This window comes from Arthrobacter sp. 05T420, from assembly GCF_056396305.1.
In genome coordinates this window covers 53,105-79,996 of the sequence record NZ_JBFTLG010000003.1, presented here as the reverse complement: position 1 = coordinate 79,996, position 26,892 = coordinate 53,105, and the positions used below count along the sequence as shown (strand labels likewise).

Annotated in this window: 19 protein-coding genes; 5 read left to right on the top strand and 14 right to left on the bottom strand. The window is 66.6% G+C overall.

All coding sequences use genetic code 11. The features are described from left to right. Positions 1-114: 114 nt before the first annotated feature. The 8 genes from uvrC to AC1DEM_RS04310 all read right to left on the bottom strand — a co-directional run bounded on the left by uvrC (position 115) and on the right by AC1DEM_RS04310 (position 11,784). Positions 115-2,121: an excinuclease ABC subunit UvrC gene (gene uvrC, locus AC1DEM_RS04345; protein ID WP_476883294.1), complete on the bottom strand. Its 2,007-nt coding sequence runs from the start codon at positions 2,119-2,121 to the stop codon at positions 115-117. A gap of 67 nt (positions 2,122-2,188) precedes the next feature. Then, complete coding sequence (locus AC1DEM_RS04340; protein WP_377986804.1) at positions 2,189-2,857, bottom strand: lysophospholipid acyltransferase family protein; 669 nt, start codon at positions 2,855-2,857, stop codon at positions 2,189-2,191. Then, on the bottom strand, positions 2,844-3,617 hold the full coding sequence (locus tag AC1DEM_RS04335) for an HAD hydrolase-like protein (protein ID WP_476883293.1): 774 nt from the start codon (positions 3,615-3,617) through the stop codon (positions 2,844-2,846). Before AC1DEM_RS04335 ends, AC1DEM_RS04340 begins: the two co-directional genes overlap by 14 nt. 156 nt (positions 3,618-3,773) lie before the next feature. Then, positions 3,774-6,722, bottom strand: a complete 2,949-nt coding sequence (uvrA, locus tag AC1DEM_RS04330) for an excinuclease ABC subunit UvrA (RefSeq protein ID WP_476883292.1) — start codon at positions 6,720-6,722, stop codon at positions 3,774-3,776. A gap of 67 nt (positions 6,723-6,789) precedes the next feature. Then, positions 6,790-7,182 (bottom strand): GntR family transcriptional regulator, encoded by a 393-nt coding sequence (locus AC1DEM_RS04325; RefSeq protein ID WP_476883291.1) that lies wholly within the window; start codon positions 7,180-7,182, stop codon positions 6,790-6,792. Further along, positions 7,179-9,020: an ABC transporter ATP-binding protein gene (locus tag AC1DEM_RS04320; protein WP_476883434.1), complete on the bottom strand. Its 1,842-nt coding sequence runs from the start codon at positions 9,018-9,020 to the stop codon at positions 7,179-7,181. Before AC1DEM_RS04320 ends, AC1DEM_RS04325 begins: the two co-directional genes overlap by 4 nt. Before the next feature lie 113 nt (positions 9,021-9,133). Continuing rightward, positions 9,134-10,870 (bottom strand): ABC transporter ATP-binding protein, encoded by a 1,737-nt coding sequence (locus AC1DEM_RS04315; RefSeq protein ID WP_476883433.1) that lies wholly within the window; start codon positions 10,868-10,870, stop codon positions 9,134-9,136. A gap of 134 nt (positions 10,871-11,004) precedes the next feature. Next, positions 11,005-11,784 (bottom strand): trans-aconitate 2-methyltransferase, encoded by a 780-nt coding sequence (locus tag AC1DEM_RS04310; RefSeq protein ID WP_476883290.1) that lies wholly within the window; start codon positions 11,782-11,784, stop codon positions 11,005-11,007. A 143-nt stretch (positions 11,785-11,927) separates the two neighbouring features. On the opposite strand from AC1DEM_RS04310, the gene AC1DEM_RS04305 reads away from it, so the two are divergent. The 3 genes from AC1DEM_RS04305 to AC1DEM_RS04295 are packed head-to-tail and all read left to right on the top strand — an operon-like array spanning position 11,928 to position 16,439. After that, positions 11,928-14,474 (top strand): DEAD/DEAH box helicase, encoded by a 2,547-nt coding sequence (locus AC1DEM_RS04305; protein ID WP_476883289.1) that lies wholly within the window; start codon positions 11,928-11,930, stop codon positions 14,472-14,474. 50 nt (positions 14,475-14,524) lie between these two features. After that, entirely contained in the window at positions 14,525-15,061 is a 537-nt protein-coding gene (locus tag AC1DEM_RS04300) for an N-acetyltransferase family protein (protein WP_476883288.1), read from the top strand. A 19-nt stretch (positions 15,062-15,080) separates the two neighbouring features. Next, the gene (locus tag AC1DEM_RS04295) at positions 15,081-16,439 is read left to right on the top strand and encodes an alpha/beta fold hydrolase (RefSeq protein ID WP_476883432.1); all 1,359 of its coding nucleotides are present in this window, start codon (positions 15,081-15,083) and stop codon (positions 16,437-16,439) included. A 138-nt stretch (positions 16,440-16,577) separates the two neighbouring features. On the opposite strand, the gene AC1DEM_RS04290 is transcribed toward AC1DEM_RS04295, so the two are convergent. From AC1DEM_RS04290 to coaE, 3 genes are all read right to left on the bottom strand, one after another. After that, complete coding sequence (locus AC1DEM_RS04290) at positions 16,578-17,606, bottom strand: TerC family protein (protein WP_277523753.1); 1,029 nt, start codon at positions 17,604-17,606, stop codon at positions 16,578-16,580. A gap of 162 nt (positions 17,607-17,768) precedes the next feature. Next, on the bottom strand, positions 17,769-19,850 hold the full coding sequence (gene uvrB, locus AC1DEM_RS04285; RefSeq protein ID WP_476883287.1) for an excinuclease ABC subunit UvrB: 2,082 nt from the start codon (positions 19,848-19,850) through the stop codon (positions 17,769-17,771). Between the two features lie 40 nt (positions 19,851-19,890). Beyond that, positions 19,891-21,186: a dephospho-CoA kinase gene (gene coaE, locus AC1DEM_RS04280; RefSeq protein ID WP_476883286.1), complete on the bottom strand. Its 1,296-nt coding sequence runs from the start codon at positions 21,184-21,186 to the stop codon at positions 19,891-19,893. A gap of 22 nt (positions 21,187-21,208) precedes the next feature. Here coaE and AC1DEM_RS04275 point away from each other — a divergent pair, with 22 nt between their 5' ends. Beyond that, positions 21,209-21,910, top strand: a complete 702-nt coding sequence (locus AC1DEM_RS04275) for an IMPACT family protein (protein WP_476883285.1) — start codon at positions 21,209-21,211, stop codon at positions 21,908-21,910. Beyond that, complete coding sequence (locus tag AC1DEM_RS04270) at positions 21,894-22,547, top strand: GNAT family N-acetyltransferase (protein ID WP_476883284.1); 654 nt, start codon at positions 21,894-21,896, stop codon at positions 22,545-22,547. Before AC1DEM_RS04275 ends, AC1DEM_RS04270 begins: the two co-directional genes overlap by 17 nt. A gap of 283 nt (positions 22,548-22,830) precedes the next feature. Here the strand turns inward: AC1DEM_RS04270 and AC1DEM_RS04265 are convergent, their stop codons facing one another. The 3 genes from AC1DEM_RS04265 to AC1DEM_RS04255 all read right to left on the bottom strand — a co-directional run bounded on the left by AC1DEM_RS04265 (position 22,831) and on the right by AC1DEM_RS04255 (position 26,865). Continuing rightward, positions 22,831-23,262 (bottom strand): VOC family protein, encoded by a 432-nt coding sequence (locus tag AC1DEM_RS04265; RefSeq protein ID WP_476883283.1) that lies wholly within the window; start codon positions 23,260-23,262, stop codon positions 22,831-22,833. A gap of 577 nt (positions 23,263-23,839) precedes the next feature. After that, complete coding sequence (gene rpsA, locus AC1DEM_RS04260; protein ID WP_476883282.1) at positions 23,840-25,315, bottom strand: 30S ribosomal protein S1; 1,476 nt, start codon at positions 25,313-25,315, stop codon at positions 23,840-23,842. A 263-nt stretch (positions 25,316-25,578) separates the two neighbouring features. Continuing rightward, on the bottom strand, positions 25,579-26,865 hold the full coding sequence (locus tag AC1DEM_RS04255) for a GNAT family N-acetyltransferase (RefSeq protein WP_476883281.1): 1,287 nt from the start codon (positions 26,863-26,865) through the stop codon (positions 25,579-25,581). Between the last annotated feature and the right edge of the window lie 27 nt (positions 26,866-26,892).

The following is a 26,892-nucleotide window of genomic DNA, read 5'->3' as shown; positions in this document are numbered from 1 at the left end:
CCCATCTCTGCCTGTGCGATTTGCTGTTCCGATCAGGTTTGCGCCCGGGCCGCGGTGATGCCGCGGCCAGGGCGTTTCCCAAGTCTTTACCCTAGCTAAGTTTGGCGGCGCTAGCTAAGCGTCGAGGATTTCACCGGTGGTCATGTTGATGGCGGGAACTGTGGCGTCGTCGCCGTCGTCGGCATTGAAGTGCCGGACGATTGCGGCGGCCAGGGACGGACCGATCCCCTTGGCGCCGGTGAGTTCTTCCTCCGTGGCAGCCTTGATGCTCTTCACGGAGCCGAACTCGGCCAGGAGGGCCTTGCGTTTCGACTCCCCCAGCCCGGGCACGCTGTCCAGCGCCGAGGCCGTCATGGCCTTGCCACGCTTTTGCCGGTGGAAGGTGATGGCGAAGCGGTGGGCCTCGTCGCGGATCCGCTGCAGCAGATACAGGCCGGCGGAGGCGCGCGGCAGGATCACCGGGAAATCGCTCTCCGGCAGCCACACTTCTTCGAGCCGTTTGGCCAGGCCGACCACATAGACGTCCTCGATGCCGAGCTCTGCCAGCGCCCGGGCCGCCGCATTGACCTGCGGTTTGCCGCCGTCGACGACGACGAGGTTGGGCGGGTAGGCGAACTTGCTCCGCGGCGCGGGCGTGGTGGAGTCTGCGATCGCAGCGGCGGCTGCCGCGTCCAGCGCGGCCTGGTGTGCCGGTTTGGCCGCGGCTGCAGCCTGCTCGTCTTTCTCTTGGAGATAGTGCCGGAACCGGCGGGTCAGCACGTCATGCATGGCCGCAGTGTCATCGGTGGCGGCGGCTCCGGTTACGGCGAACTTCCGGTACTCGGACTTCTTCGGCAGGCCGTCCTCCACCACCACCATGGAGCCGACCACGTTGGTGCCTTGGACGTGCGAGATGTCGAAGCACTCGATCCGCAGCAGCGCCACGGGCAGCTCGAGGGCTTCCTGGATTTCCTGCAGGGCCTGGGAGCGCATGGTGAGGTCGCCGGCGCGCCGGGACTTGTGGAGCTTGAGCGCGTGCTCGGCGTTCTCACGGACTGTGGACATGAGGGCCGCCTTGTCGCCGCGCTGGGGCACCCGGACGTCCACCCGGGCCCCGCGCAGGCCGCTGAGCCATTGCGCGAGCTCCGGGGCGTTGCTGGGTTCGGTGGGCACCAGGACTTCCCGGGGCAGCCTGCCCTGGAGCCCGGCTTCCTCGCCGTAGACCTGCTGGAGCAGATGTTCGACCAGTTCCGGGGTGGTGGAGTCCTCGACTTTTTCCACGACCCAGCCGCGCTGGCCGCGGATCCGGCCTCCGCGGACGTGGAAGACCTGGACGGCCGCCTCGAGCTCGTCTTCGTGCAGGGCGAAGACGTCGGCGTCCGTGCCCTCGGCGAGGACCACGGCGTTACGTTCGAAGACTTTCTTCAGCGCCACGATGTCATCCCGAATCCGGGCCGCGCGTTCGTAGTCGAGCTCGGCAACTGCCGCGGCCATCTCCCGTTCCAGCCGGTTGACGAAGGGTTTGGCTTCGCCGCCCATGAAGGTGCAGAAGTCCTCGGCAAGGGCGCGGTGGTCCTCGGCGGAGATCCGGCCGACGCAGGGCGCGGAACATTTGTCGATGTAGCCGAGCAGGCAGGGCCGGCCGCTGGCTTGGGCGCGCTTCAGCACCCCGGGGCTGCAGCTGCGCACCGGGAATACGCGCAGCAGGGTGTCCATGGTGTCCCGGATCGCGCCGGCGGTGTACGGGCCGAAATACCGGGTCCCCTTGCGCCGCTCGCCACGCAGCACCTGGACGCGCGGATACTTCTCCCCCATCGTGACGGCCAGGTACGGGTAGGTCTTGTCGTCCCGGAACATCACGTTGAAGCGGGGCGTGAATTCCTTGATCCAGGTATATTCCAGCTGCAGCGATTCGAGCTCGCTGCCCACCACAGTCCATTCGACGCTGCTGGCCGTGTGCACCATCGCGTAGGTTTTGGGCAGCAGTCCGGCAGGGTTGGCGAAGTACGTATTCAGCCGGGAACGGAGGTTCTTGGCCTTGCCGACGTAGATGACCCGGCCGTGCGGATCGCGGAAGCGGTACACGCCCGGATTGGTCGGAATTTCACCCGTCTGGGGTCGGTAACTCGCTGGATCTGCCACACATCAAGTCTACTGAGCCGCCGGAGGTGCCGTGGCACCCGCCCTGCGGAGAGCAGAGTGGCGTGCGCTATTCGGCCGACTTGCTCTGGTTGTAGCTCGTGGAGCGTTCCTGGCCGCTCAGCTCCGCGATCGCGTCCATGATGCGGTCCGTGACCTGGCGGCGGGCCGGCAGGGAGTGGTCCGGTCCGGTCTTCTCGAAATACAGCGGCTCGCCCACCTTCATGGTGAAGTGCTGCGGTTTGACGGACTTGCTGTCCGCAGGCTGCAGGTGTTCGGTCCCGATCAGGCCCACCGGGATCACGGGCGCGCCCGTGGTGAGGGCCAGCCAGCCGACGCCGGTGCGGCCGCGGTACAGGATGCCGTCGCGGGAGCGCGTACCCTCGGGATAAATGCCCACGCCCCTGCCGGAGTCAAGGATGTCCAGCAGCGTCTTCAGTGCCTGCACGCTCGCAGCCTGCTCGCCGCGTTCCACCGGAATGGAACCCACGGCCTCGAAGAAGGACTTCATAGCCTTGCCCTTGACGCCGCCGGTGGTGAAGTATTCGGCCTTCGCGAAGAATGCCACGGGCCGCGGCATGAGTGCCTGGACGATCACGCTGTCCAGGAAGGAGAGATGGTTCGGGGCCACGATGAACGGTCCGTCCGTGGGCACGTTTTCCAGGCCGATGACCGTGGGACGGCACGTGGAGGATATGAGCCCGCGCGTGGTCCAGCGGATTGCGTCAAACATTGCCATCGGTGTGCACCTCGTTCAGGGCTGGGGTCCCCGGGCGTTCGGAGAGTCTGTTGATCGTCGCGTGAAGCGCCGTGGTGTTGTGCACGACCTCGATGGCACCAGCCGTGTGCAGTTCGCCGTCGGGCGCAAAACCCCAGCCTACGCCGATGCAGTCCAGTCCGTTCGCAGCGGCCCCGGCCACGTCCTGCGCCCGGTCCCCCACCATGACGGCACGGCCGGCGGCCTCAGGGTTCCCCGAAGCCAGGTCAGAAAGGGCGGCAGCGACGATATCGGCTTTGCCCTCAGGTACAGCGTCTTCGGGGCCAGAGCCTTCGGTAGCAGGGCCCGCTCCCGGGCCGGCCTCGTCGGCGGCGGAGCCCCGGATGCTGTGGAAGAGCCCGGCGATCCCGTGCTGCGCCAGGACGGTGCGGGCGAGGCCTTCCGGCTTCTGGGTGGCAACGGCAATGGGGCGTCCCGCGGCCACGAGGTCCTCGAGGAGGTCGCGGATGCCCGGGTACAGCCGGCTCTGCGCGATGCCGGTGGAAACGTAGTGCGCGCGATAGATCCGGATTGCGTCTGCCAGCAGTGCGGCCGGGACGCCGGCGATTTCCGTGAGGGAGTGGCTGAGCTTGGGCCCGATCATGGCGTCCATCCGGGACGGGTCCGGAACCGGCAGGCCAAGTTCGGTGAGGGCGGCGGCGATTCCGCCCGTAATCCCCCCGGCGGGATCGACAAGAGTGCCGTCAAGGTCGAAGATCACGGGCACTGTTGTATGCGTCACCGGCTTAGTTTCTCACGAGTGTGGAGATGCCAGAAATTCGCATACTCGTTCAGGAATACATCAGGCGGGTTCGTCGGGGGAAGGCATTCCCGTGCGGGCGGGACGTGTGCGGGCGAAAGCATGCTCTCTCCCGCCCGCACGGTCCCCGGCGGGTGGTCAGGCGAGGAGCTCGGCGAGGAACGTTGCCGTGTAGCTTTCGCTCGACTTGGCCACCTGCTCCGGCGTTCCGGAAGCGATCACCCGGCCGCCGCCCGAGCCGCCGTCGGGGCCCAGGTCCACGATCCAGTCCGCGCTCTTGATGACATCGAGGTTGTGTTCGATCGTGATCACCGTGTTGCCCTTCTCCACGAGGCCCTGCAGCACCATGAGGAGCTTGCGGATGTCTTCGAAGTGCAGGCCTGTGGTGGGCTCATCCAAGACGTAGACGCTGCGGCCGTTGGAGCGTTTCTGGAGCTCGGCCGCGAGCTTCACGCGCTGCGCCTCGCCACCGGAGAGCGTGGTGGCGGGCTGGCCCAGCCGGACGTAGCCAAGGCCGACGTCGACGAGCGTGTTGAGGTGCCGCGCGATCGGTGAGAAGGCCGCGAAGAACTCGGCCCCTTCCTCGATGGGCATGTTCAGCACGTCCGCGATGGTCTTGCCCTTGTAGTGCACCTCCAGGGTTTCTCGGTTGTACCGGGCGCCGTGGCAGACCTCACAAGGGACGTAGACGTCCGGCAGGAAGTTCATCTCGATCTTCAGCGTGCCATCGCCGGAGCACGCCTCGCAGCGGCCGCCCTTGACGTTGAAGGAGAACCGGCCCGGCAGGTAGCCGCGGACCTTGGCCTCGGTGGTCTCGGCGAAGAGCTTCCGGATGTGGTCGAACACGCCGGTGTAGGTGGCCGGGTTCGAGCGCGGGGTGCGTCCGATGGGACTCTGGTCGACGTGCACCACCTTGTCCAGGTGCTCCAGGCCCTGAACGGACTTGTGCCGGCCGGCCACCTGCTTGGCGCCGTTGAGCTTGTTGGCGAGCACTTTGTACAGGATCTCGTTCACCAGGGTGGACTTGCCTGAGCCACTGACGCCGGTGACGGCGGTGAAGAGGCCCAGCGGGAAGCTGGCATCGATGTTCAGGAGGTTGTTTTCCTTGGCCCCGACCACCTTGAGCTCGCGCTTCTTGTCGTACTTGCGCCGCTTTTTGGGGATCTCGATTTTCTTCCGGCCCGAGAGGTAGTCACCGGTCAGCGAGGCCGTATTTTTTAGCAGGTCTTGGTAGGAGCCGGAATGGACCACCATGCCGCCGTGCTCGCCGGCGCCCGGCCCGATGTCCACTACCCAGTCGGCCTCCTGGATGGTGTCCTCGTCATGCTCCACCACGATCAGGGTGTTGCCGAGGTCCCGGAGCCGGGTCAGGGTCTCGATCAGGCGGCGGTTGTCCCGCTGGTGCAGGCCGATTGAGGGCTCGTCGAGGACGTAGAGCACGCCCACGAGGCCGGAGCCGATCTGGGTGGCCAGCCGGATGCGCTGGGCCTCGCCGCCGGACAGGGTGCCGGAGGGTCGTTCCAGGTTCAGGTATTCAAGTCCGACGTCGAGGAGGAAGGTTAGCCGGGCCTGGATTTCCTTGAGGACCTGGTGGGCGATCTGGGCTTCGCGGCCGGTGAGGACGAGGTTGTCGAGGAAGTCTGCGCAGTCTCGCATCGGCAGCGCGGCGACCTCGGCGATTGACTTGCCGTTGATCAGCACCGAAAGGGAGGCAGGGTTTAGCCGTGCGCCGTTGCAGGCCGGGCATGGGACCTGGCGCATGTACTCCTCGTAGCGGTCGCGCGCAGAGTCCGAATCGGTCTCGGCATGCTTGCGGTGGACGTACTGGACGACGCCCTCAAAACCGGTGCTGTACTTGCGTTCCCGGCCGAAGCGGTTGCGGTACTGCACCACCACCTTGTGGTCCTTGCCGTGCAGGACTGTCTGCCGGACGTCGGCGTCGAGCTTCTCCCACGGAGTCGTCATGGAGAACCCGAGCTCGTCCGCGAGGCCGGCCAGCAGCCGGTTCCAGTACTCCGTGGTGGCGGTGCCCAGGGACCACGGCGCGATGGCGCCCTCGGAGAGCGAGAGCTCCGGGTTGGGGATCAGGAGTTCCTCATCGACTTCCAGCTTGGTGCCGATGCCGCTGCACGCGCTGCAGGCGCCGAAAGGGTTGTTGAACGAGAAGGAGCGGGGCTCGATCTCGTCGATCGCCAGGGGGTGCTCGTTGGGGCAGGCGAGGTGTTCGGAGAACGCCCGGATCCGCTCGGGGTCGTCCGCGTCGAGGTCAACGAATTCGGCCAAAATGCGGCCCTCCGCCAGGCCGAGGGCGGTTTCGACGGAGTCGGTCAGGCGCTGGCTGATGCCGTCCTTGACCACCAGGCGGTCTACCACCACTTCGATGGTGTGCTTGAACTGCTTGCCCAGCTTCGGCGGATCGCTCAGGTGCACCAGCTCGCCGTCCACACGGGCCCGCGAGTAGCCCTTGGCGGTGAGTTCCTTGAAGAGGTCCACGAATTCGCCCTTGCGGCCGCGGACCACGGGGGCCAGCACCTGGAAGCGTGTGCCGTCCGGGAGTTCGAGCAGCTGGTCCACGATCTGCTGCGGAGTCTGCTTGGTCACGAGCTCCCCGCAGACGGGGCAATACGGCCGGCCCACGCGGGCCCACAGCAGGCGCATGTAGTCGTAGATCTCGGTGATGGTGCCCACAGTGGAGCGCGGGTTCTTGCTCGTGGACTTCTGGTCGATGGAGACCGCTGGCGAAAGGCCCTCGATGAAGTCGACGTCGGGCTTGTCCACCTGGCCCAGGAACTGCCGGGCATAGGCGGAGAGCGACTCGACGTAGCGGCGCTGGCCCTCGGCGAAGATGGTGTCGAAGGCGAGGGAGGACTTGCCGGAGCCGGACAGGCCGGTGAACACGATCATGGCATCGCGCGGCAGGTCCAGGTCCACGTTGCGCAGGTTGTGCTCGCGGGCGCCCTTGACCACCAGTCGCGTCATGTCCGGACGCTTCACGACGGGGCGGGACAGGGCGGCATCCCGGGCTGCCAGCGACTCGACGGCGGAATGGACTTCAACGGCTGGATCTTCAGCTACAGCTTTAGGCACGAATCTAATGCTAATCGAAAACTTCTTCGAAAAACTATTCCGCGCGTCAGGGGCAGCGCCGGATGTGCTACTGGCGGTCGTAAGCGGCGGCCAGCAATTGCACAGCCTCGGCGAAACTCGCGCCCTGGGCTTTGGCAGCCGCGGCGAACTCGGCGGCTGCGGCGGACAGCGAGCTCCAGGCCGCATCGCGGGCACACACAACGGTGCCGTTCCGGCCCCGCGTCACCACGACGCCGGCGGCCTCGAGCTCCTTGTAGGCCCGCGCCACGGTGTGGGGTGCCACGCCCAGTTCGCCGGCGAGGCTCCGCACCGCCGGAAGCCTGGTGCCCGGCGCGAGGGTGCCGTTGTCGGCGCGTTCAATAACATATAGCCGGAGCTGTTCGAAGAGGGGCACGGAGCTGGCAGGATTGGGCCGCCAGGCACCGGGAAAACGCTCCCCCGCGGTATCCGTGGGACTCACTGTTCCGCCTCCTGGACGGCCGGGACCTGTTCGCGACCGGCGAACTGCGCCTCGTACAGATCCTTGTAGAGTCCGAGCCTGGCCATCAACTGCTGATGAGTCCCGTGTTCAACGATTCGTCCGTGGTCCATGACGAGAATTAGATCAGCGTCCCGCACCGTGGACAAACGGTGCGCGATCACGAAGCTCGTGTGACCTTCCCGCAGCCGCTCCATCGCATGCCGGATCTGCACCTCGGTGCGGCTGTCAACGGAACTCGTCGCCTCGTCCAGGACCAGGATGCTGCGCCCGGCGATCTGCGCCCGCGCGATCGAGACGAGCTGGCGCTGGCCCCGGCTCAGCGAGTCGCCGTCGTTGCCGAGCATCGTGCCGTAGCCGGCCGGAAGGGACCTGACGAACTGGTCCACGTGGCTGGCGCGGGCCGCCGCCACGATGTCGGCCTCGGTGGCACCGGGCCGGCCGTATTCAATGTTCTCCCGGATGCTGCCGGTGAACAGCCAGGCATCCTGCAGGACGGTGCCGAAGGCGCTGCGGAGCTCGTCCCGCGGGATGGTGGCGATGTCGGTCGAGTCCACCATGATCCGCCCGGAGTCGAGTTCGTAGAACCGCATCAGGAGGTTGACCACGGTGGTTTTGCCGGCCCCGGTGTGTCCCACGATTGCCACAGTCTGTCCCGGCTCCACTGTGAAGGAGAGGTCCTTCACTACGGGGGTGCCGGGGCTGTAACCGAAGCTGACGTCCTCGAACGTGACCCGGCCCGCCACAGCGCCCCAGTTCGTAGGGATTTGGGACCTGCCCGGGGCACGGGATTTGCGCCCATTGGTGGATTTGCGCGGGACGTGGAGTTTTCGCGGAGCGGCGGCGCGGTGAAGCTTCCCGGCGCCGTTGGCCGAAACGGCCGGCACGGCACTGTCCGGCGGGATTTCCGGAGCATCGAGCAGCTCAAACACGCGCTCGGCCGAGGCCAGGCAGGATTGCATGAGGTTCAGCATTCCGCCGATCTGGCCCACGGGCTGGCTGAAGAGGCGGGAGAACTGGACGAAGGCCTGGATGCCGCCGATGGTCATCGCCCCCGCGGTGACCTGGAGCGCCCCCACAACGGCCACCGCAATGTAGTTGAGGTTGGCGACAAACATCAACAGCGGCTGCACGATGCCGGACAAGTACTGGGCGCGGGTGCTCGCTCGCGTGAGCTTGTCATTGCACTCCCGGAAGCTCTCCGCCGAGGCCTCCTTCCGGCCGAACGCCTTGACCACTTCGTGCCCGGTGAAGAACTCTTCGAGCTGGGCGTTCAGTGCCCCCGTGCTGCTCCACTGCTCCTTGAAGTGAGCCTGGGAGTGCCGGGCCACGAGCACGGTGATGGCCGTGGACACCGGTACCGACAGGACAGCGATCAATGCCAGCAGGGGCGAGAGCCACAGCATCATGGCGAGTGCGGCGGAGAGCATGAGGATGGACATGATCAGCTGATTCAGGAGCTGGTTGAGCGCCTGGGAGATATTGTCGACGTCGTTCGTGGCCCGGCTGAGCACGTCGCCGCGGCGCTGCTCCTCGAAATGGCTGGACGGCAGCAGGTGGAGTTTTTGCTCCACGGAGCCGCGGAGCCCGTAGCTGAGGCGCTGCACCGCCGTGGCGGTCAGGCTGCCCTGGATCCAGCTGAACAGCGACGCCCCAACGTACATGGCAGAGACCGCCAGTAGCCGCTCGGCCAGGGCTTGCTCGTCGAGGGAGCCGCCCAGGAAGCCCGCGACGACGACGTCGGTGGCGTCGCCCAGGACTTTCGGGGCCGCAACGTTGAGTGTCACGAACGCACAGGTGGCGGCGATGACACCGGCCATCCGCCATCTCAGCGGCAGGAGCAGGCGCAGCAGCCGTGCGGCGGTGGGCCACTTGATGCGTTCCGGGACGCCGGGCCCAGCAGCGGTCCCGGCGCGGTGTGCCCCGCCGCGGCTCACGGGGTTTCCTCCAGGACCAGCTGGGAATCGGCAATTTCCTGGTAGCTGGGCGAGGACTCCATGAGCTCGCTGTGCGTCCCCTGAGCGACGACTCGGCCGTCCTCCAGAACGAGGATCAGCCCGGCGTCCACAATGGTTGACACCCGTTCGGCCACGATCAGCACGGTGGCCGAGCGCAACAGAGGCTCGATGGCCGCGCGGAGCCTGACGTCGGTTCCGTAGTCCAGGGCTGAGAAGCTGTCGTCGAACAGGTAGACGGGGGCCTTCTTGAGCAGTGCCCGCGCGATGCACAGGCGTTGCCGTTCGCCGCCGGAGAAGTTGGTGCCGCCCTGGCTCACGGGCGCTTCGAGACCTAATGGCAGGGCGCGGACAAAGTCGGCGGCCTGGGCAGCCTCGAGCGCCTGCCACAATTCGGGCTCGTCCGCGGCGGGCGAGCCGAGCCGGAGGTTATCCGCGACCGTGCCAGTGAAGAGATAGGACTGCTGCGGGACCATCGCGATGAGGTCCCGCAGGGCCTCCAGCGGCATGGCCCGCACGTTGCGCCCGCCGATGCTGATCCCGCCGGCGGTCGCGTCAAGGAAGCGGGGAAGCAGGTTCAGGAGCGTCGTCTTGCCGCTGCCGGTCGCCCCGATGATCGCCGTCGTGGTCCCGGCTCTGGCGGTGAACGAGACGCCGTCCAGCACGGGCGCTTCGGCGCCGGGATAGGCGAAGGACACGTTCCGGAATTCGACAGTGCTGCCGGAAGGAGGTATCTGGCCGGCAGGGGCGCTGCCGGCGGGGGCGACCGGATCCGCGATGGCCGGTTGCGTGTCCAGCACCTCGCGGATCCGCTCGGCGCACGCCGCCGCCCGGGGGGCGGTCATGAAGACGTACATCGCCATCATGATGGCAATCAGGATCTGCAGGATGTAGGCGATAAACGCCGTGAGCGCCCCGAGCCGCATTTCGCCGGCGTCGATCCGGTGGCCGCCAAACCACACCACGAACACGGAAGACAGGTTGACCACGAACATGATCATCGGCATCATGGCGGCGACCAGGAGGGCGGATTTCAGGTTGTTCCGGGTGAGGTCCTTGTTCGCTTCATCGAAGCGGCGGATTTCGTGGTCCTGCCGGACGAAGCCGCGGATGACATTGGCGCCGATGATCTGTTCGCGCAGCACCCGGCCGATCCGGTCAAGGAGCCCCTGGCCTTGCCGGTACAGGGGAATCAGGCGGCGCACGATCACTGTCATGATCACCGTGAGGACCGGGATCACCACCACCACGATCCAGGACAGCACAACATCCTGGTGCACGGCCAGCACGATGCCGCCGACGAAGATCGCTGGTGCGGCAATCAGCATGATGAAAACCAAGATGGCCAGGTTTTGGATCTGGGCGACGTCGTTGGTGGCCCGGGTGACGAGGCTGGGCGCACCGAAGGCGCTGACCTCCTGGGAGGAGAAGGACTGCACCTTCGCGAAAAGTTCCTGCCGCAGTTGGCCGCCGATCTCCATGGCGACGACGGCGCCCAAATAACCGGCCGCGATGGCCGTGATCACCTGAACGGCGGCGATTCCGGCCATCCAGCCGCCGAGATGGAGGATTTCCCCGTGGTCCCCGCCGATGATGCCGTCGTCGATGATCGCGGCGTTCAGGGTGGGCAGGAGCAGGTTGGCAGTGGCTTGGACGAGCTGCAGCACAGCGATGGCCAGCACGCTCCCCTTGTGCGCGGACAGCAGCCGCGACATCAGGCCTATAAGCACCGAACCTCCATAACTAGCCCAGGGCCCGGAATGGAATCAGCCTAACGGCTGCCCCCATACCGCCACGTCATTGTAAGCCCCATTCCGGAGTGCTTCGTGTCATGCTACAGACACGCCGCTCACCCGGTTTTTTGCGCCACCGCGAACGTGCGCCGGAACGGGAAGACGGTCCCGTGCCGGCCCGCTGGATACGCCTCGTCCAGCCGCGCCGAATATTCGGCCTCGAACTCCCTGGCCTCGTCCTCGGGGAGGGCCGCGAGGACCGGCCTGAGTCCAGTGCCGCGGACCCAGTCCAAAACGGGGTGGGCGCCCGGGAGCAGCTGCAGGTAGGTGGTCTCCCAGGCGTCGGCGGCGCAACCAGCGTCCAGCATGATCTCCAGGTATTCCGCCGCTTCCCCCACCACGTCTTCGTGGCGCAGAACCCCGGCGAGCCGCCCCGCCCAGGCCGGGGACTCGGCCAGTTCCCGCATCAGGGTGTGGGACGGGGCGTTGAAGTTCCCCGGCACCTGAAGTGCGAACCAGGCGCCCGGCTTGAGGGCATCGAGCCATGCGGGCAACATCTTCCGGTGCCCGGGCACCCACTGCAAGGCGGCGTTGGTGACCACCACGTCCGTGTCTCCGGACGGCAGCCAGTGCGCGATGTCGGCCAGTTCGTACGACAGATTGGCCGCCGCGGCGGCGTAATCCTTCGAAGTGGCCAGCATTTCCGGCGAAGAATCCAGGCCCACCACCTGGGCGCCCGGCCACCGGTCCGCGAGCGTCGCGGTTAGGTTGCCGGGACCGCAGCCGAGGTCCACGACGTGCCGCGGGGCTTCGGCGTGAATCCGCCCCGTCAGGTCAAAAAATGGCCTGTCCCGGTAATCCCCGAACTGCACATATTTCTCGGGATCCCACTTCATGGCGCCTCCAGTTCCGGGCAAAGTCGTCCTACCCGAAGCCTAGCCCCGCCCCGTAGGCCAGCCAAGGAGGCCTACAGTCGCTGCGTGTGGCGCAGGCTCCCGCCGGTGCCGCGGGCACACCGCGGGCACTAAGCTGGACAGCAATGAAACTCGTTGATCAGCTCCCCGCCCCGGCCGCCCGAGTCCCCGGCAGGACGGCCCTGGACCCGGACGAGCTCTACACCCGGTTTGTCGAGTGGACCGAGACCCGCGGCCTTGCCCTCTACACCGCCCAGGACGAGGCCGTGATGGAGCTGGCCGCCGGTTCCAACGTCATCCTGGCCACGCCGACCGGATCCGGAAAATCCCTCGTGGCCATCGCCGCGCACTTCCAGGCCATGGCCCGCGGGCAACGCAGTTACTACACCGCCCCGATCAAGGCCCTCGTCTCGGAAAAGTTCTTCGCCCTCTGCGAGATCTTCGGTGCGGACAACGTCGGCATGATCACCGGCGACTCCGGCGTCAACCAGGACGCCCCGATCATCTGCTGCACCGCTGAAATCCTTGCCAACATCGCCCTGCGCGAAGGCGCGGCGGCCCAACTCGGGGCCGTCATCATGGACGAATTCCACTTCTACTCGGACCCGCAGCGCGGCTGGGCGTGGCAAGTGCCGCTGCTGGAACTGCCCCAGGCGCAGTTCCTGCTGATGTCAGCGACCCTCGGCGATGTCAGCCGTTTCGAGGACGGCCTCCGCAACCTGACCGGCCGCGCGACCACCACGGTCAGTTCCGCAGAACGTCCCATTCCGCTGCACTACTACTACGAGCAGACCCCGGTCCACGAGACCCTTGAGGAGCTGCTCGCCACCAAGCAGGTCCCGGTCTACGTGGTCCATTTCAGCCAGGTCGAAGCGATCGACCGGGCCCAGAACCTGATGAGCATCAACGTCTGCACCCGCGAGGAAAAGGACAAGATTGCCGAGCTCATCGCCGGGTTCCGCTTCGCCGCGGGCTTCGGCAAAACCCTCAACCGGCTGGTCCGGCACGGCATCGGCGTCCACCACGCCGGCATGCTGCCGAAGTACCGCCGGCTGGTCGAACAGCTTGCCCAGGCCGGCCTGCTGAAGGTCATCTGTGGCACGGACACCCTGGGGGTCGGCATCAACGTGCCCATCCGCACCGTGCTGCTCACGGCCCTGAGCAAGTACGACGGCGTCCGCACCCGGCTGCTGAACTCCCGCGAATTCCACCAGATCGCCGGCCGGGCCGGACGCGCCGGCTACGACACCGCCGGGACCGTGGTGGTCCAGGCCCCGGAGCACGTGACGGAGAACGTGAAGGCGATGGCCAAGGCCACCGCCAAGTTCGGCGACGACCAGAAGAAGCTGCGCCAGGTGGTCAAGAAGAAGCCACCGGAAGGTTTCGTGTCCTGGGGCGAGCCGACCTACAAGCGGCTGGTCGAGTCTGTTCCCGATCCGCTCACGTCGAGTTTCACCGTGACGCACGCGATGCTCATGAACCTCATGGAACGCCCCGGCGACCCCTTCCAGGCAGCCCGCCGCCTGCTCACCGAAAACCACGAAACCCGCCCGGCCCAGCTGCGCCTTATGAAGAAGGCCCTGGGCATCTACCGCGAGCTGCTCGCCGCCGGCGTCGTGGAGCGAATCCCGCCGCAGGAGCAGGGGCCGGACGGCCGCACGGTCCGGCTCACCGTCCACCTGCAGGCCAACTTTGCCCTCAACCAGCCCCTGTCCCCGTTCGCCCTCGCCGCACTGGAACTGCTGGACCCGGAGTCGCCGTCGTACGCCCTGGACGTTGTGTCCGTGATCGAGGCGACCCTGGAGAAGCCGCGCCAGATCCTGACCGCACAGCAGAAGAAGGCACGCGGCGAAGCCATCGCGGCGATGAAGGCCGACGGCATCGAGTACGACCAGAGGATGGCGATGCTCGAGGAGGTCACCTACCCGCAGCCGCTCGCGGAGATCCTCGGCGAGGCCTTCGATGTCTACCGCAAGGCCGCGCCCTGGGTCGGCGACTTCGAGCTCGCGCCCAAGTCCGTGGTCCGGGACATGTACGAGCGCGCCATGAATTTCGGCGAATTCGTCCAGTTCTACGGCCTGGCCCGCTCGGAGGGGATCGTGCTGCGCTACCTCGCCGACGGTTTCAAGGCGCTCCGCCAGACTGTCCCGCAGGACGCCCTCCGGGAGGACCTCGAGGACCTTATCGCCTGGCTGGGCGAATTGGTCCGCCAGGTGGACTCCAGCCTGCTCGACGAATGGGAAGAACTGACGTCCGGCGCGGCGCCCACACCGCACGACGCTCCCCCGCCCCCGCCGCCGTCGCTGACCTCCAACATCCGGGCCTTCCGGGTGATGGTGCGCAACGAGATGTTCCGCCGCGTGGAACTGTTCGCCGATGAGGCCGCCACCGCCCTGGGCGAGCTCGACGCCGGTTCCGGCTGGGACGCGGAGCGCTGGGAGGACGTCCTGGATGACTACTTCGACGAACACAACGACATCGGCACCGGACCGGACGCCCGCGGCCCCGGGCTGCTGATCATCACCGAGGAGCCCGGTGTGTGGAAGGTCCGGCAAATCTTTGACGATCCGGCCCGGAACCACGACTGGGGCATCTCCGCCGAGGTGAATTTGGCGGCCTCGGACGAGTCCGGGACCGCCGTCGTCCGCGTCACGGACGTTAACCGCCTCTAGCCGGGGGGTGGCGGCCCGGGGACGGTTCGCGCCGCGAGTAAACTCGAATAATGAGTGTAATCCGGCCTGCCGCGCCTCTTGACGTCCCTGCCATCTTGCAGATGATCCACGACCTCGCCCTCTACGAGAAGGAACCGGAGGCCGTCCGGAACACCCCGGAGCTGCTCACCGAGGCCCTCTTCGGCGAGAATCCGAGGGTCTTCGCCACCATGGCGGAGAACGCGGCCGGCGAGGTGCGCGGATTCGCCCTCTGGTTCCTGAACTACTCCACGTGGGAAGGCGTCCCCGGGATCTACCTGGAGGACCTCTACGTCAGGCCGGAGGCCCGCGGCGAGGGCCACGGGAAGGCCCTCCTGCAGTATCTGGCCGCGACCGCCGTCGACCGCGGTTATGCGCGCGTCGAATGGAGTGTCCTGGACTGGAACGAGCCCTCCATCCAGTTCTACAAGAAGCTTGGCGCCGCCCCCATGGAGGAATGGTCCACGTTCCGCCTCGCCGGACCGGCGCTGGCAGCATTCGGCGGCGGCCGCCCAGTTTCCGGCACAGCCTCCCCCGCCGGTTCCCGCGAGGCGGCCAACCGTGGCTGATCTTCCGCTGACAGGGCTCATGGGAGCCTCCCTCCTGGAGGCTGCGTCCGACGCCCCGCGCAGCGCCCGTCACAGCGTCCGGGCACGCCACACCTACCGTGGAATGCGGACCGCTGAACACTACTTCCAGGTCCCCTTGGACCACTTCAGCGAGGCGGGGCGCCGCGGCGAGACCATTTCGGTGTTCGCCCGTGAGTATGTCTCCACGGAACACAGCGAGGAAGACGCCGCCGAGCTTCCCTGGCTGCTCTTCCTGCAGGGTGGTCCCGGCGGCCGCGGCAACCGGTTCCCGTCCCTGGGCGGCTGGAGCAAGGCCGCCGCGAGGGACTTCAGGATCCTCATGCTGGACCAGCGCGGCACCGGCCTGTCCTCGGCCGTGGACCGCAACACGTTGCCCCTGCGCGGCACCGACGCGGACCAGGCCCGCTACTTGACGCACTTCCGCGCCGACTCGATCGTCGCCGACGCCGAGGCCATCAGGGCCGCCCTGGGGTCCGCCCCTTGGACCATCTACGGCCAGAGCTACGGCGGGTTCTGCGCGCTCAGCTACCTGTCGTTCGCCCCCGAGGGGCTGCGCGAGGTGCTCGTGACGGGCGGCCTGGCCCCGCTGGGCGGCGCCGCGGAGCGTGTGTACCGCGCGACGTTTGGGCGTGTCGCGGCCAGGAACGCCGAGTATTTTGGCTGGTACCCCGAGGACCGGGATGCCATCACCCGGATCGCCAGGCACCTGCGGGACACGGAGGAGTTCCTGCCCGACGGCGGCCGGCTCACCGTGGAACGGTTCCAGATGGTGGGTTCGTTCCTGGGCGGCAACACCCGGGTGGACGCGCTGCACCACCTGCTCGAAGACGCCTTCGTGGCCACCCCCGACGGCGACCGCCTCTCGGACGCCTTCCTGGAACAGGTTCGGGGCCTCGCATCCCGGGCCGCGAACCCCTTGTACGCGCTCATGCACGAGTCCATCTATGGCCAGGCGGAGGCCACCAACTGGGCCGCCTGGCGCGTGCTGGAGGAGTTCCCGGAGTTCCATCCCGACGCCGCTGAGCCGCTCCTGACCGGGGAAATGGTCTACCCCTGGTACTTCGAGCAGGACCCCGCCTTGCGCCCGCTAAAGGATGTGGCCCGGCTCCTCGCGGAAAAGGACGACTGGGCTCCGCTGTACGATCCGGAGCGACTGGCGCTGAATTCCGTTCCCGTCGCCGCGGCCGTCTACACGGACGACATCTACGTGGACCGCGAGCTCTCCCTGGAAACAGCAGCCGCCGTCCGGGGCCTGCACGTGTGGGAGACCGGCGAATTCCACCATGACGGCATCGCGGACGACGGCGAGGCGATCTTCGGGCGGCTGCTGGGCATGGCCCGTTCCGCCCGCCGCTGACCTGGCCCCGGCTCCTCTGAACTAAGGGCGGCCAGCCCAAACAAGTACGGCGCTGGACCCGTGAGGGTCCAGCGCCGTACTTGTTTGGGGCTTGCTGTGCGCTGCCGGGAACCCCGGCTGAGAATCGACGTGGCGGTGCTAGTCGACGTCGCTCAGGCTCTTGCGGGAGTCTTCTTCCAGCCGGGCGTCCAACTTGGACTTGGACGCTTTGGAGCTGATCAGGCTGGCGACCACCGCGATGACGATGGTGCCGATGATCACCCCGAGCGAGACGTATGTGGGGATCTCCGGCGCCCATTCAATGTGCTGGCCGCCGTTGATGAAGGGCAGCTCGTTGACGTGCATGGCGTGCAGGACCAGCTTCACGCCGATGAACGCCAGGATGACGGACAGGGCGTGCTTGAGGTAGATGAGCCGGTTCATGAGGCCGCCGAGCAGGAAGTACAGCTGCCGCAGCCCCATCAGGGCGAAGATGTTCGCGGTGAACACGATGAAGGCGCTCTGGGTGAGGCCGAAGATGGCCGGAATGGAATCGACGGCGAAGAGCAGGTCGGTCATGCCGATGGTCACGAAGACGATCAGCATCGGGGTGAAGACCTTCTTGCCGTCGACGACGGTGCGGAGCTTGCCGCCGTCGAACTTCTCGGACATCGGCAGGACCCTTCGGATCCGGGCGATCAGCGGGTTTTCCTTGTCTTCCTCGTCCTCGCCCTCGTCCTGGGCCTGCTTCCAGGCGGTCCAGAGCAGGAAGGCGCCGAAGATGTAGAAGACCCAGCTGAACTGCTCGATCACGATGGCGCCGAGCATGATGAATATGCCGCGGAGGATGAGGGCGATGATGATGCCCACCATGAGCACCTCCTGCTGGTACTTACGCGGTACCGAGAAGCGCGCCATGATGATGATGAAGACGAACAGGTTATCGATGCTCAGGCTGTATTCCGTCACCCAGCCGGCGATGAACTGGCCGCCGAATTCCGGGCCGGTAAAGGCGAACATGGCCCCGGCGAAGACCAAGGCCAAGGCCACGTAGAACGCAACCCACAACCCGGCTTCTTTCATGGAGGGCTCATGCGGGCGTTTGAGGACCATCAGCAGGTCGATGGCAAGGATGACGCCGAGGACGACAAACGAGCCGATCTCAAACCATAGGGGAAGCTCGGGCACGAGGAAATACCTTTCGTAGGGTACAGCTCAGCGGTGTAAGTCTCTCCGACCGCTGGCGTATGACGCCGCCTGGCTGCCCGCTACGCCCGGCGCGGCATCGTAGCCGTGCGTGTTGACGATCGTAGCGCTTGGGATACTCCCCTACGTTTGTCCGAGTTTACCCTAGGCGTGCCCAGCGGATTGCATTTGCCGCAGTTCCTTCTTCAATTCCCCCACCTCGTCGCGGAGCCGGGCGGCGAGCTCAAACTGCAGCTCCCCGGCCGCGGCGTGCATCTGTTCGGTCAGCTGCTCGATTAGGCCAACGAGGTCCTCCGCCGGCGCGGCCGCAAGGCCATCCGCGCGGATGTGCGCGGCGCCCTTGCCCTTGCCGCGGTTCTTGCCGGCCGCGGCCAGCAGCTCGCGGGTGTCGGCATCTTCCTTGGCCAGCTGGTCGGTGATGTCCGCGATTTTCTTCCGAAGCGGCTGGGGATCGATCCCCTTCTCCGTGTTGTAGGCAACCTGGATGGCGCGGCGGCGGTTCGTCTCGTCGATGGCATGGGCCATCGAGTCGGTGATCCGGTCCGCGTACATGTGCACCTGGCCGGACACGTTGCGGGCGGCACGGCCGATGGTCTGGATCAGGGACGTCGAGGAGCGCAGGAAGCCTTCCTTGTCCGCGTCCAGGATGCTGACCAGCGACACCTCCGGGAGGTCGAGGCCTTCACGGAGCAGGTTGATGCCGACCAGGACGTCGAAGACGCCCATGCGTAGTTCGCGCAGGAGTTCCACGCGGCGCAGGGTGTCGACGTCGGAGTGCAGGTACTCCACCTTCACGCCATGGCCCAGCAGGTAGTCCGTGAGGTCCTCGGCCATCCGCTTGGTCAAGGTGGTGACCAGGACTCGTTCGTTCTTCGCGGTGCGGGTCCGGATCTCCCCCAAGAGGTCATCGATCTGGCCCTTCGTGGGCTTCACGACGACCTCGGGGTCGATCAGGCCGGTGGGGCGAATGATCTGCTGGACGAAGCCGTCGGACTTGCCGAGCTCGTACTTGCCCGGAGTGGCTGAGAGGTAGACCGTCTGGCCCACCCGGTCCTGGAACTCGTCCCACTTGAGCGGGCGGTTGTCCATCGCCGAGGGCAACCGGAAGCCGTGGTCCACGAGGTTGCGCTTGCGGGACATGTCGCCCTCGTACATGGCGCCGATCTGCGGGACGGTGACGTGGGATTCGTCGATCACCAGAAGGAAGTCGTCCGGGAAGTAATCGATGAGGCAGTGCGGCGCTGTCCCGCGGGCGCGGCCGTCAATGTGCGAGGAATAGTTCTCGATGCCGTTGCAGAACCCCATCTGCTGCATCATTTCCAGGTCATAGGTGGTACGCATCCGGAGCCGTTGGGCCTCGACCAGCTTGTTCTGGCTTTCCAGCACCGCGAGGCGCTCGGCCAGTTCGTCTTCGATCCTCTTGATGGCCCGGCCCATCCGCTCCGGCCCGGCGACGTAGTGGGAGGCGGGGAAGACGTACATTTCGGTCTCGTCCCGGAGCACTTCGCCGGTCAATGGGTGAAGAGTCTGGATGTTCTCGATCTCATCCCCGAAGAACTCGATCCGGATTGCCAGTTCTTCATACATCGGGATGATTTCCACGGTGTCGCCGCGCACCCGGAACGTGCCGCGGTGGAAGTCCATGTCGTTGCGGGTGTACTGCATGGAGACGAATTTTCGGAGCAGGTCGTCGCGGTTCATCTCCGCTCCCCTGCGGAGGGTCACCATGCCGGCGATGTATTCTTCCGGGGTGCCCAGGCCGTAGATACAGGAGACGGTAGCCACCACGATCACGTCGCGGCGGGTCAGCAGCGCGTTGGTGGCGGAGTGCCGGAGCCGTTCGACTTCCTCGTTGACGGAGGAGTCCTTCTCGATGAAGGTGTCCGTCTGGGCGACGTAGGCCTCGGGCTGGTAGTAGTCGTAGTAGGAGACGAAGTACTCCACCGCGTTGTTCGGCAGCAGTTCCCGGAATTCGTTGGCCAGCTGCGCGGCGAGCGTCTTGTTCTGCACCATCACCAAGGTGGGACGCTGGACCTGCTCGATCAGCCACGCCGTCGTCGCGCTCTTACCGGTACCGGTGGCGCCGAGCAGCACAACGTCTTTTTCACCGTTCTTGATGCGCTCGGTCAGTTCGGCGATGGCGGCCGGCTGGTCACCCGCCGGCTGGAACTCGCTGATGACCTCAAAGGGCGCCACGACACGGTTGATTTCCTGGGCAAGACTCATGTACCTAATCTACCGCCGGGCTGCGACAGGATGTCCTGATTCAGCTTTGGGCAGTACCTGGGCTGACAGCGCCGCCGGTGGCACCGCTGTCGTCCGTCCGCTCGTCGTCGGCCGCCCGCTCATCATCCGGGTACGACGGCGGCTCCCATCCCGTGCACTGCACCCACGCCTCCATCCGGGGCGCGGCGTAGCCCGTGAACCAGCCCTCCTTGTCGGCCGCGTAGCCGGCAGTGGACCTGTCCGTCTCGTGCAGCCCGGCCACCCGCCTCTTCTCGGCGACATAGTCCGCCCGGGCCGCGGCATCGGCGCGGAGCCAGTCGCGGAAGCACAGGGCATACCGCCAGCCCGGGGAGCCGGCCGCGCGGAGGTGAAGATTCACGGGCCGGCCGGGATCGGCGTTGCCGTGCAGCCGTTTGCCCCAGTCGGCGGGGTCCGGGTGAGCTGGCTTGGGGTTGTCGGCGATGATGCCGGGCCAGCGCGGGAAGCCTGCGTTGGCCAGCAGCGGCGCGATCCGGTCCGCGGCGTCGAGGTCGCGGACGCTCAGCTGGAGGTCGATCACATCTTTGGCATCCAGGCCCGGGACGGCCGTGGACCCGATGTGGTCCACGGCCAGGACATCACGCGGAACCACTGTCTGCAGCCGGGCTATCAGCCGGCCGGCCTGTGCGGCCCAGGCGGGATCGGCAGGGGCGAGGACCGGCCCTTCCGTCCGCGGGGCAATCCTCTGTTCCTTGAGGTTCACCGCGAACGGCGTCAGCCGCTGCCCCCACAGCGCGTCGACCGCGTGCCTGAGTTCCTCGGGGGTGCCGCAGTTCTCCAGCACGACGTCCGCCGCGGCCAGCCTGTCCTCGCGGGCCGCCTGGGCGCTCATCCGGGCGCGCGCGTCCTCGATGCTCATGTTGCGGTGTTCGGCCATGCGTTGGATCCGGACGTCGTCCGGGGCATCCACCACGACCACCAGGTGGAAGTTCCTCCCTTGTCCGGTTTCGACCAGCAGCGGGATGTCCTGGACTACGACGGCGCCGGCCGGGGCGGCGGCAACGATCGCTGCGGCGCGCTCCCGCACCAAGGGGTGGATGATCCCATTGAGCACGGCCAGACGCTCCGGATCGCCGAAGACCAGGGCACCCAGCCGGGGGCGGTCGAGCCGGCCGTCCGGCGTCAGTGTGGCAGCGCCAAAGGCGGCGGCCACGCTTGCCAGCCCGGGCGTGCCTGGCTCCACCACCTCACGGGCCACCGCGTCGGCATCGACAAGCACTGCGCCCAGCTCCCTCAGGCGCGAAGCCACCATGGACTTCCCCGAGGCGATTCCGCCGGTCAACCCGATCTTCAACACCTCACCAGACTAAACTGAACCGGTGGCAGATGCGGCGGAAACCCCCGAGAGCAGGACGGCCATTTACACCACCCTCGCCGCGGGGTCCGAATTCCGCCACGAAATCGAGGTCAAGCGGTCCCGGTTCATCACCATCCTGGCCCGCACTCCGGACGAGGATGCCGCCCGCGCCGCCCTTGCCCGCCTTCGCCGGGAATTCCATGACGCACGGCATCACTGCTTCGCCTTCGTGCTCGGTCCCGACCGGGACGTGCAGCGGTCCAACGACGACGGCGAGCCGTCCGGTACCGCTGGCCTCCCCATGCTCGAAGCGCTGCTGAAGCGGGAGACCGCGCCCGGCGTCGCCGACCTCAGCGACGCCGCCGCGATCGTGGTGCGCTATTTCGGCGGCATTCTCTTGGGCGCCGGCGGCCTGGTGCGCGCTTATTCCGAATCCGTTTCCGGGGCGCTGGAGCTCGCGCCTCTCGTGCGGCGCCGCCGGCAGCGAATCTGCTCGGTTCCGGTGCAGCACGCCGTGGCCGGGCGGCTGGAGAATGATCTGCGCGCCGCGGGGTATGTCATGGCCGAAACCCGTTACGAGGCGCAGACTACTGTCCTGAGGCTGGCGCTGCCGGATGATCCGGAAGAACTGGCCCGGGCCGCGGACCGCGTGGCCGCGATGTCAGCCGGCAGCGCATCGCTGGTGCCCGGAGAAACGGAGTGGATCGATGTCCCCATCAGCTGAGCCCGTGCCCGCGGTCGCCCTGCTTGACGTCAGCGAAGCCCTTCTTGAGCAGCTTCTAGAACTTGCGCTGCGGGACGCCGACGCCGACGAGGTCACCCCGCCGCTGGGTACGACCCCCGGCTGGAACACCGACCGGATCAGTTGGTTCCGCGAATTCCACCGCGCCGCCGCAGCCGGACTGGACGGTCCCTCGGGTCAGAAGAGCTGGGCCATCAGCTGCGACGGGCAACTGGCAGGGTCCATCCGGCTGAGGCGGACGGACGCGGAGCCACCAGGGGCGGTTGACGGCGGGGCTGGCGGGGCTGGGGTTGGTGCTGGCGGGGCTGGGCTTGGTGCTGGCGGGGCTGGGCTTGGTGCTGGTGGGGCTGGGGTTGGTGCTGGCGGGGCTCGCGGCGGGGCGCTGGAAACCGGCATCTGGCTCGCGCGGAGCTTCCGTGGCCGTGGCGTGGGCCGCGAGTCGCTGCGCCTTGTGAAGGATCGGGCCGCGGCCGCAGGGGCAGCCGTCCTGGTGGCCGAAACCACGGCCGGCAATGTGGGTGCCCTCGCACTGCTGAAATCCGCAGGCGCCGAACTAGTGACCGGTGCGGACTCCGAGACGGATACGGTGCCGGTCAAAGGCACGATCCCGCTGCGCTGACGGCATGGCATCCGGGGGCCGGACTCGCCTCTCTCCACTGGACATGCCCTCCGGTGACTGCGAGCACTGCGCCCGTTTCCCCTGTGCCCGTCCCACGCACCAAGCTGTGGACATGCCCTCCCGCGCCCAGTGCCAAGCCTCAGAGTCCCCGGGCTCAGGTCGAGGACTGGACATGCCCACCGGTAGCTGCTCGCACTGCGCCCATTCCTCTTATGTCCGTCCCAAGCACCCAGCAATGGACATGCCCGTCGCGCGAACCTAAGCGGTCAGTCTGGGTCAACTTCTAGTGGGCAATTTCCCAGATGAATCCGGCAGGGTCGCGGAAGCAAGCGGTGCGGATACCCCAGGGCCGGTCCATTGGGCCGTTGAGCAGGTCGACGCCGCGGCGCGCCAACTCGGCACACATGGCGTCGACATCGTCCACTGCGATGGTGAACTGCATTCGGGCACCGGAATCTGCGCTGGCCACTGCAGCTGGTCGGATGAGCTCGGGAGCTTCGGAGACGTCGAGCAGGTTTATCAACGTGTTCTCGAACTTGAAGACAGCAGAGGCGTCGTCCTCGAAAACGAGCGGCAACCCGAAGACGGCCTCATAGAAGCCCTTCGTGGTGGCCAAGTCTTGGACAAACAAGGTGACGGCACCGATGCCCCGCGGCCACGGACCCGCAGTTCTGACTGTGTCTTGCGATTCAACAGCCTCTGAAGTATCAGCCATGGAAGTCCCCTCATCATCGTTGGCGAATATCTCAACCTCCCGAGTTTGCGCTCAACGCCGGGCTGCCGTCAAGGAGCCCGCACCCCGCCTCGCCGCAGGCTTCCCAGCACTGGACATGTCCCGCGCCCGGGGCCAGTACCGGGCCCAATCCAACTATGCCCACGGGCGGGCTCCAAAAATGGGCATGTCCCCCGGGAGGGGGCCTCAAGAATGAGCATGTCCGGTGGTGAGGGCAGCCGCGGCGCATGTCCGGAGGTCAGGGCGGCTGCGGGGCATGTCCTGCGCCAGGGCATAGTGCGGGCCGCCGATCAGTGGACATGTCCCGCGCCCGGGGCGATGACTGAGCGTAATGCACCTGTGCCCACGGACGGGCTCCAAAAATGGGTATGTCCCCCGGGCGTGGGCCTCAAGAATGAGCATGTACGGTGGTGAGGCCAGCCGCGGCGCATGTCCGCACCCCGATCCCCACAAAGACACGATCCACACAAAAAAAGGTGGCCGCCCCCGAGGGGACGGCCACCTTCAAGCTACAAACTGCCTGGCCTCAGGGAGCGGACTCCGTGAGAAACTTGGGCAATTAGTTGCCGGTCAGCTTCTCGCGCAGAGCGGCAAGAGCCTCGTCCGAAGCAAGCGTGCCTGCACCGGTCTCGGTTGCAGCCGGTTCGGAGGAGTAGCTGGTGGTGCCGGAATCGCTCTCGCCGGACGTTGCAGCTGCAGCGTCGTCGGCAGCGTGCTGGGCAACCTGCTTCTTGTGTGCTTCCCAGCGGGTCTGGGCGTCAGCGTACTGCTGCTCCCAGGCGGAGCGCTGGTTCTCGTAGCCTTCAAGCCACTCGTTGGACTCCGGGTCGAAGCCCTCCGGGTACTTGTAGTTGCCCTCTTCGTCGTACTCTGCGGCCATGCCGTAGAGTGCCGGATCGAATTCGGTGCTGTCGGCGTCGACGCCCTCGTTGGCCTGCTTGAGGGAGAGCGAGATGCGGCGGCGCTCGAGGTCGATGTCGATGACCTTGACGAACAGCTCGTCGCCAACGGAGACAACCTGCTCGGCCAGCTCAACGTGGCGCACGGCGAGCTCGGAGATGTGGACCAGGCCTTCGATGCCGTCTTCAACGCGAACGAACGCGCCGAACGGAACCAGCTTGGTGACCTTACCCGGAACAACCTGGCCGAGGGCGTGGGTGCGGGCGAAGGTCTGCCACGGATCTTCCTGCGTAGCCTTGAGCGACAGGGAGACGCGCTCGCGGTCCAGGTCGACCTCGAGAACCTCGACGGTGACTTCCTGGCCAACTTCGACAACCTCGGACGGGTGGTCGATGTGCTTCCAGGACAGCTCGGAAACGTGAACCAGGCCGTCTACGCCGCCCAGGTCCACGAAGGCACCGAAGTTGACGATGGAGGAAACGACGCCGGGACGAACCTGGCCCTTTTCCAGCTTGTTGAGGAACGTGGAGCGGACCTCGGACTGGGTCTGCTCGAGCCATGCACGGCGGGAAAGAACAACGTTGTTGCGGTTCTTGTCCAGCTCGATGATCTTGGCTTCGATCTGCTGACCGATGTACGGAGCGAGGTCGCGCACACGGCGCATCTCGACGAGGGATGCGGGCAGGAAGCCGCGCAGACCGATGTCGAGGATAAGACCACCCTTGACAACCTCGATGACGGTACCGGTGACAACACCGTCTTCTTCCTTGACCTTCTCGATGTCGCCCCAGGCACGCTCGTACTGAGCACGCTTCTTGGAGAGGATCAGGCGGCCTTCTTTGTCTTCCTTGGTGAGCACCAGGGCTTCGACCTGATCGCCAACGGAGACGACGTCTCCGGGGTCAACGTCGTGCTTGATGGAAAGCTCGCGGGAGGGAATGACACCTTCGGTCTTGTAACCGATGTCGAGCAGAACTTCGTCGCGGTCGACCTTGACGACGGTACCTTCGACGAGGTCTCCGTCGTTGAAGTACTTGATGGTGGCGTCGACAGCTGCGAGGAAGTCCTCAGCGGTACCGATGTCGTTAATGGCGACTACGGGGGTACCGGGCTTCTCGGTGGAGGTGATGGTCATGTAGTAGGGGCTCCGTTGTGGATAGTTAGTCGGTCAGGCAAACCGCTTCGCCGGCATTATGGAATGCAGGCCAAGCACACGGCGTCACAGCAAGTGTTCCGCCGGGTCATCCTGATTTTGTGGATTGTAGATGCGCGCACGTAGTGCACGCCCGTTTAGTCTAGTCGTTTCCGCGAAGGCCGGTCAAAGCGCCCGGGGCAGTTCGCGCCCCGACCGGCGCCCCGACCGCCGCCGCCGGTGCCGGTTGGAGTCGGGCCGGAGGCCTAGAAGTGCGTGGGGCAGTGCGGTGAGCGTTCGACGGCGAACATGAGCCGCGCTGTCAGCGCCGCCCCCGCAGTGTGCTCGGTGATCCGGCCGGCGGCTTCCAGGGTCACGGGACAGACGGCGCCCAGGTAGATGGAGCCGAGATCCGCGACGTCCAGCGACAGGTCCGGCTCAGCCTCCGGAGCCGGCGTCACAGTGGCCTCTCCCCCCGAGACCGTGAGGGCGAAGGTGCCGGCCGCGAAGCCGAGGCTGTCGCGTACGGCAAGAACGACGGTCCCGTCGGCGGAGTAGCGGCGGGCCCCCAGCACCCGGGCCGCGTCCAGGACGCGCAGCCACAGCATGTCCCGGTGGTCCGAGGACTCGACGCAGCGCGGGTCCTCCAGCGCCCAGGTCAGGGGGTCGTCCACCGGCGCTTCCTGCCAGCTGATCCGATCTACGAGGTCGATGCTGCCGAGGAACTGCCACAGTTCCAGGTACGCGGCGTCGGTCGCCGCCACGAGGTCAACGATCTCCATGGTGTACGGCTTGGTGTCCCAGCCGGCGAACTTATAGGAGACGTAACCGTCCACGGTGCCCGCCGCGTCGTAGTGCAGGGCGCATCGGATGGCCTCGTCCTCGCCGCCGTCGCGCCCGAGCATGCCCGAGGACCGCAGCCGGTACGCTTCCTGCCGCGAGATCGATCCGGGCATAGATCCGTGGGCCCGCCCGAAGACCTCCGGGGCAAGCTCCAGGAGGACTTTGCGGTCGGCAATCTCCACGGAACCGACCGGCACGTGGCGCAGGCGGAAGCGCGGCCCGGTATCAACTTTCACGCTGCGCTCGAAGGTGGCCACACCGTAACCGAACCGCCCGTAGATCGAGGCCTCCGAGGCAGTGAGTGCCGCAAGTGCGACGCCGTCCGCCTTCGCCGCGGCAAGGTCCTCGGTCATCATCCGCCGCAGCAGCCCCTGGCGGCGGTGGGTCCCGCGGACAGTGACGGCCGTGACGAGGTGGGCTTCCAACTGCCGGCCGTAGCCGATGTTCAGGTCCTTGCGCAGGGTGGCGAAAGTCGCCACCGGGACCTCGGCCGCCAGCGAGTGGGCAGCGACGCCGTCGGCCTGATAGACACCGGTCATCTCACGGTTGTCCACGAGATACATGGCCATGATCTTGTCCACGAAGTCGTCCTTGCGCGGCTCGTCATAGAAGCCGATCCCGACTCCCCGCAGCCACGCGGTGCCCTGCGCGTAATCCGCCAAGTCTTTTTCGACCGCGCGGAACCGCCTGAGCTCGTACTTTTCTGCCACGTGCTTCTCCCCCTGAGAATCCTACGA

What these genes read in the sequence shown, in the direction of transcription:
- AC1DEM_RS04265 (WP_476883283.1), bottom strand. Translation starts at nt 23,262, where the DNA reads ATGGCTGATACTTCAGAGGCTGTTGAATCGCAAGACACAGTCAGAACT.
- AC1DEM_RS04300 (WP_476883288.1), top strand. Translation starts at nt 14,525, where the DNA reads ATGAGTGTAATCCGGCCTGCCGCGCCTCTTGACGTCCCTGCCATCTTG.
- uvrB (WP_476883287.1), bottom strand. Translation starts at nt 19,850, where the DNA reads ATGAGTCTTGCCCAGGAAATCAACCGTGTCGTGGCGCCCTTTGAGGTC.
- AC1DEM_RS04315 (WP_476883433.1), bottom strand. Translation starts at nt 10,870, where the DNA reads ATGTCGCGGCTGCTGTCCGCGCACAAGGGGAGCGTGCTGGCCATCGCT.
- AC1DEM_RS04310 (WP_476883290.1), bottom strand. Translation starts at nt 11,784, where the DNA reads ATGAAGTGGGATCCCGAGAAATATGTGCAGTTCGGGGATTACCGGGAC.
- AC1DEM_RS04295 (WP_476883432.1), top strand. Translation starts at nt 15,081, where the DNA reads ATGGGAGCCTCCCTCCTGGAGGCTGCGTCCGACGCCCCGCGCAGCGCC.
- AC1DEM_RS04270 (WP_476883284.1), top strand. Translation starts at nt 21,894, where the DNA reads ATGTCCCCATCAGCTGAGCCCGTGCCCGCGGTCGCCCTGCTTGACGTC.
- rpsA (WP_476883282.1), bottom strand. Translation starts at nt 25,315, where the DNA reads ATGACCATCACCTCCACCGAGAAGCCCGGTACCCCCGTAGTCGCCATT.
- AC1DEM_RS04305 (WP_476883289.1), top strand. Translation starts at nt 11,928, where the DNA reads ATGAAACTCGTTGATCAGCTCCCCGCCCCGGCCGCCCGAGTCCCCGGC.
- AC1DEM_RS04340 (WP_377986804.1), bottom strand. Translation starts at nt 2,857, where the DNA reads ATGGCAATGTTTGACGCAATCCGCTGGACCACGCGCGGGCTCATATCC.
- AC1DEM_RS04320 (WP_476883434.1), bottom strand. Translation starts at nt 9,020, where the DNA reads ATGGCCGGTGTCATCGCCGCCACCTGTGCGTTCGTGACACTCAACGTT.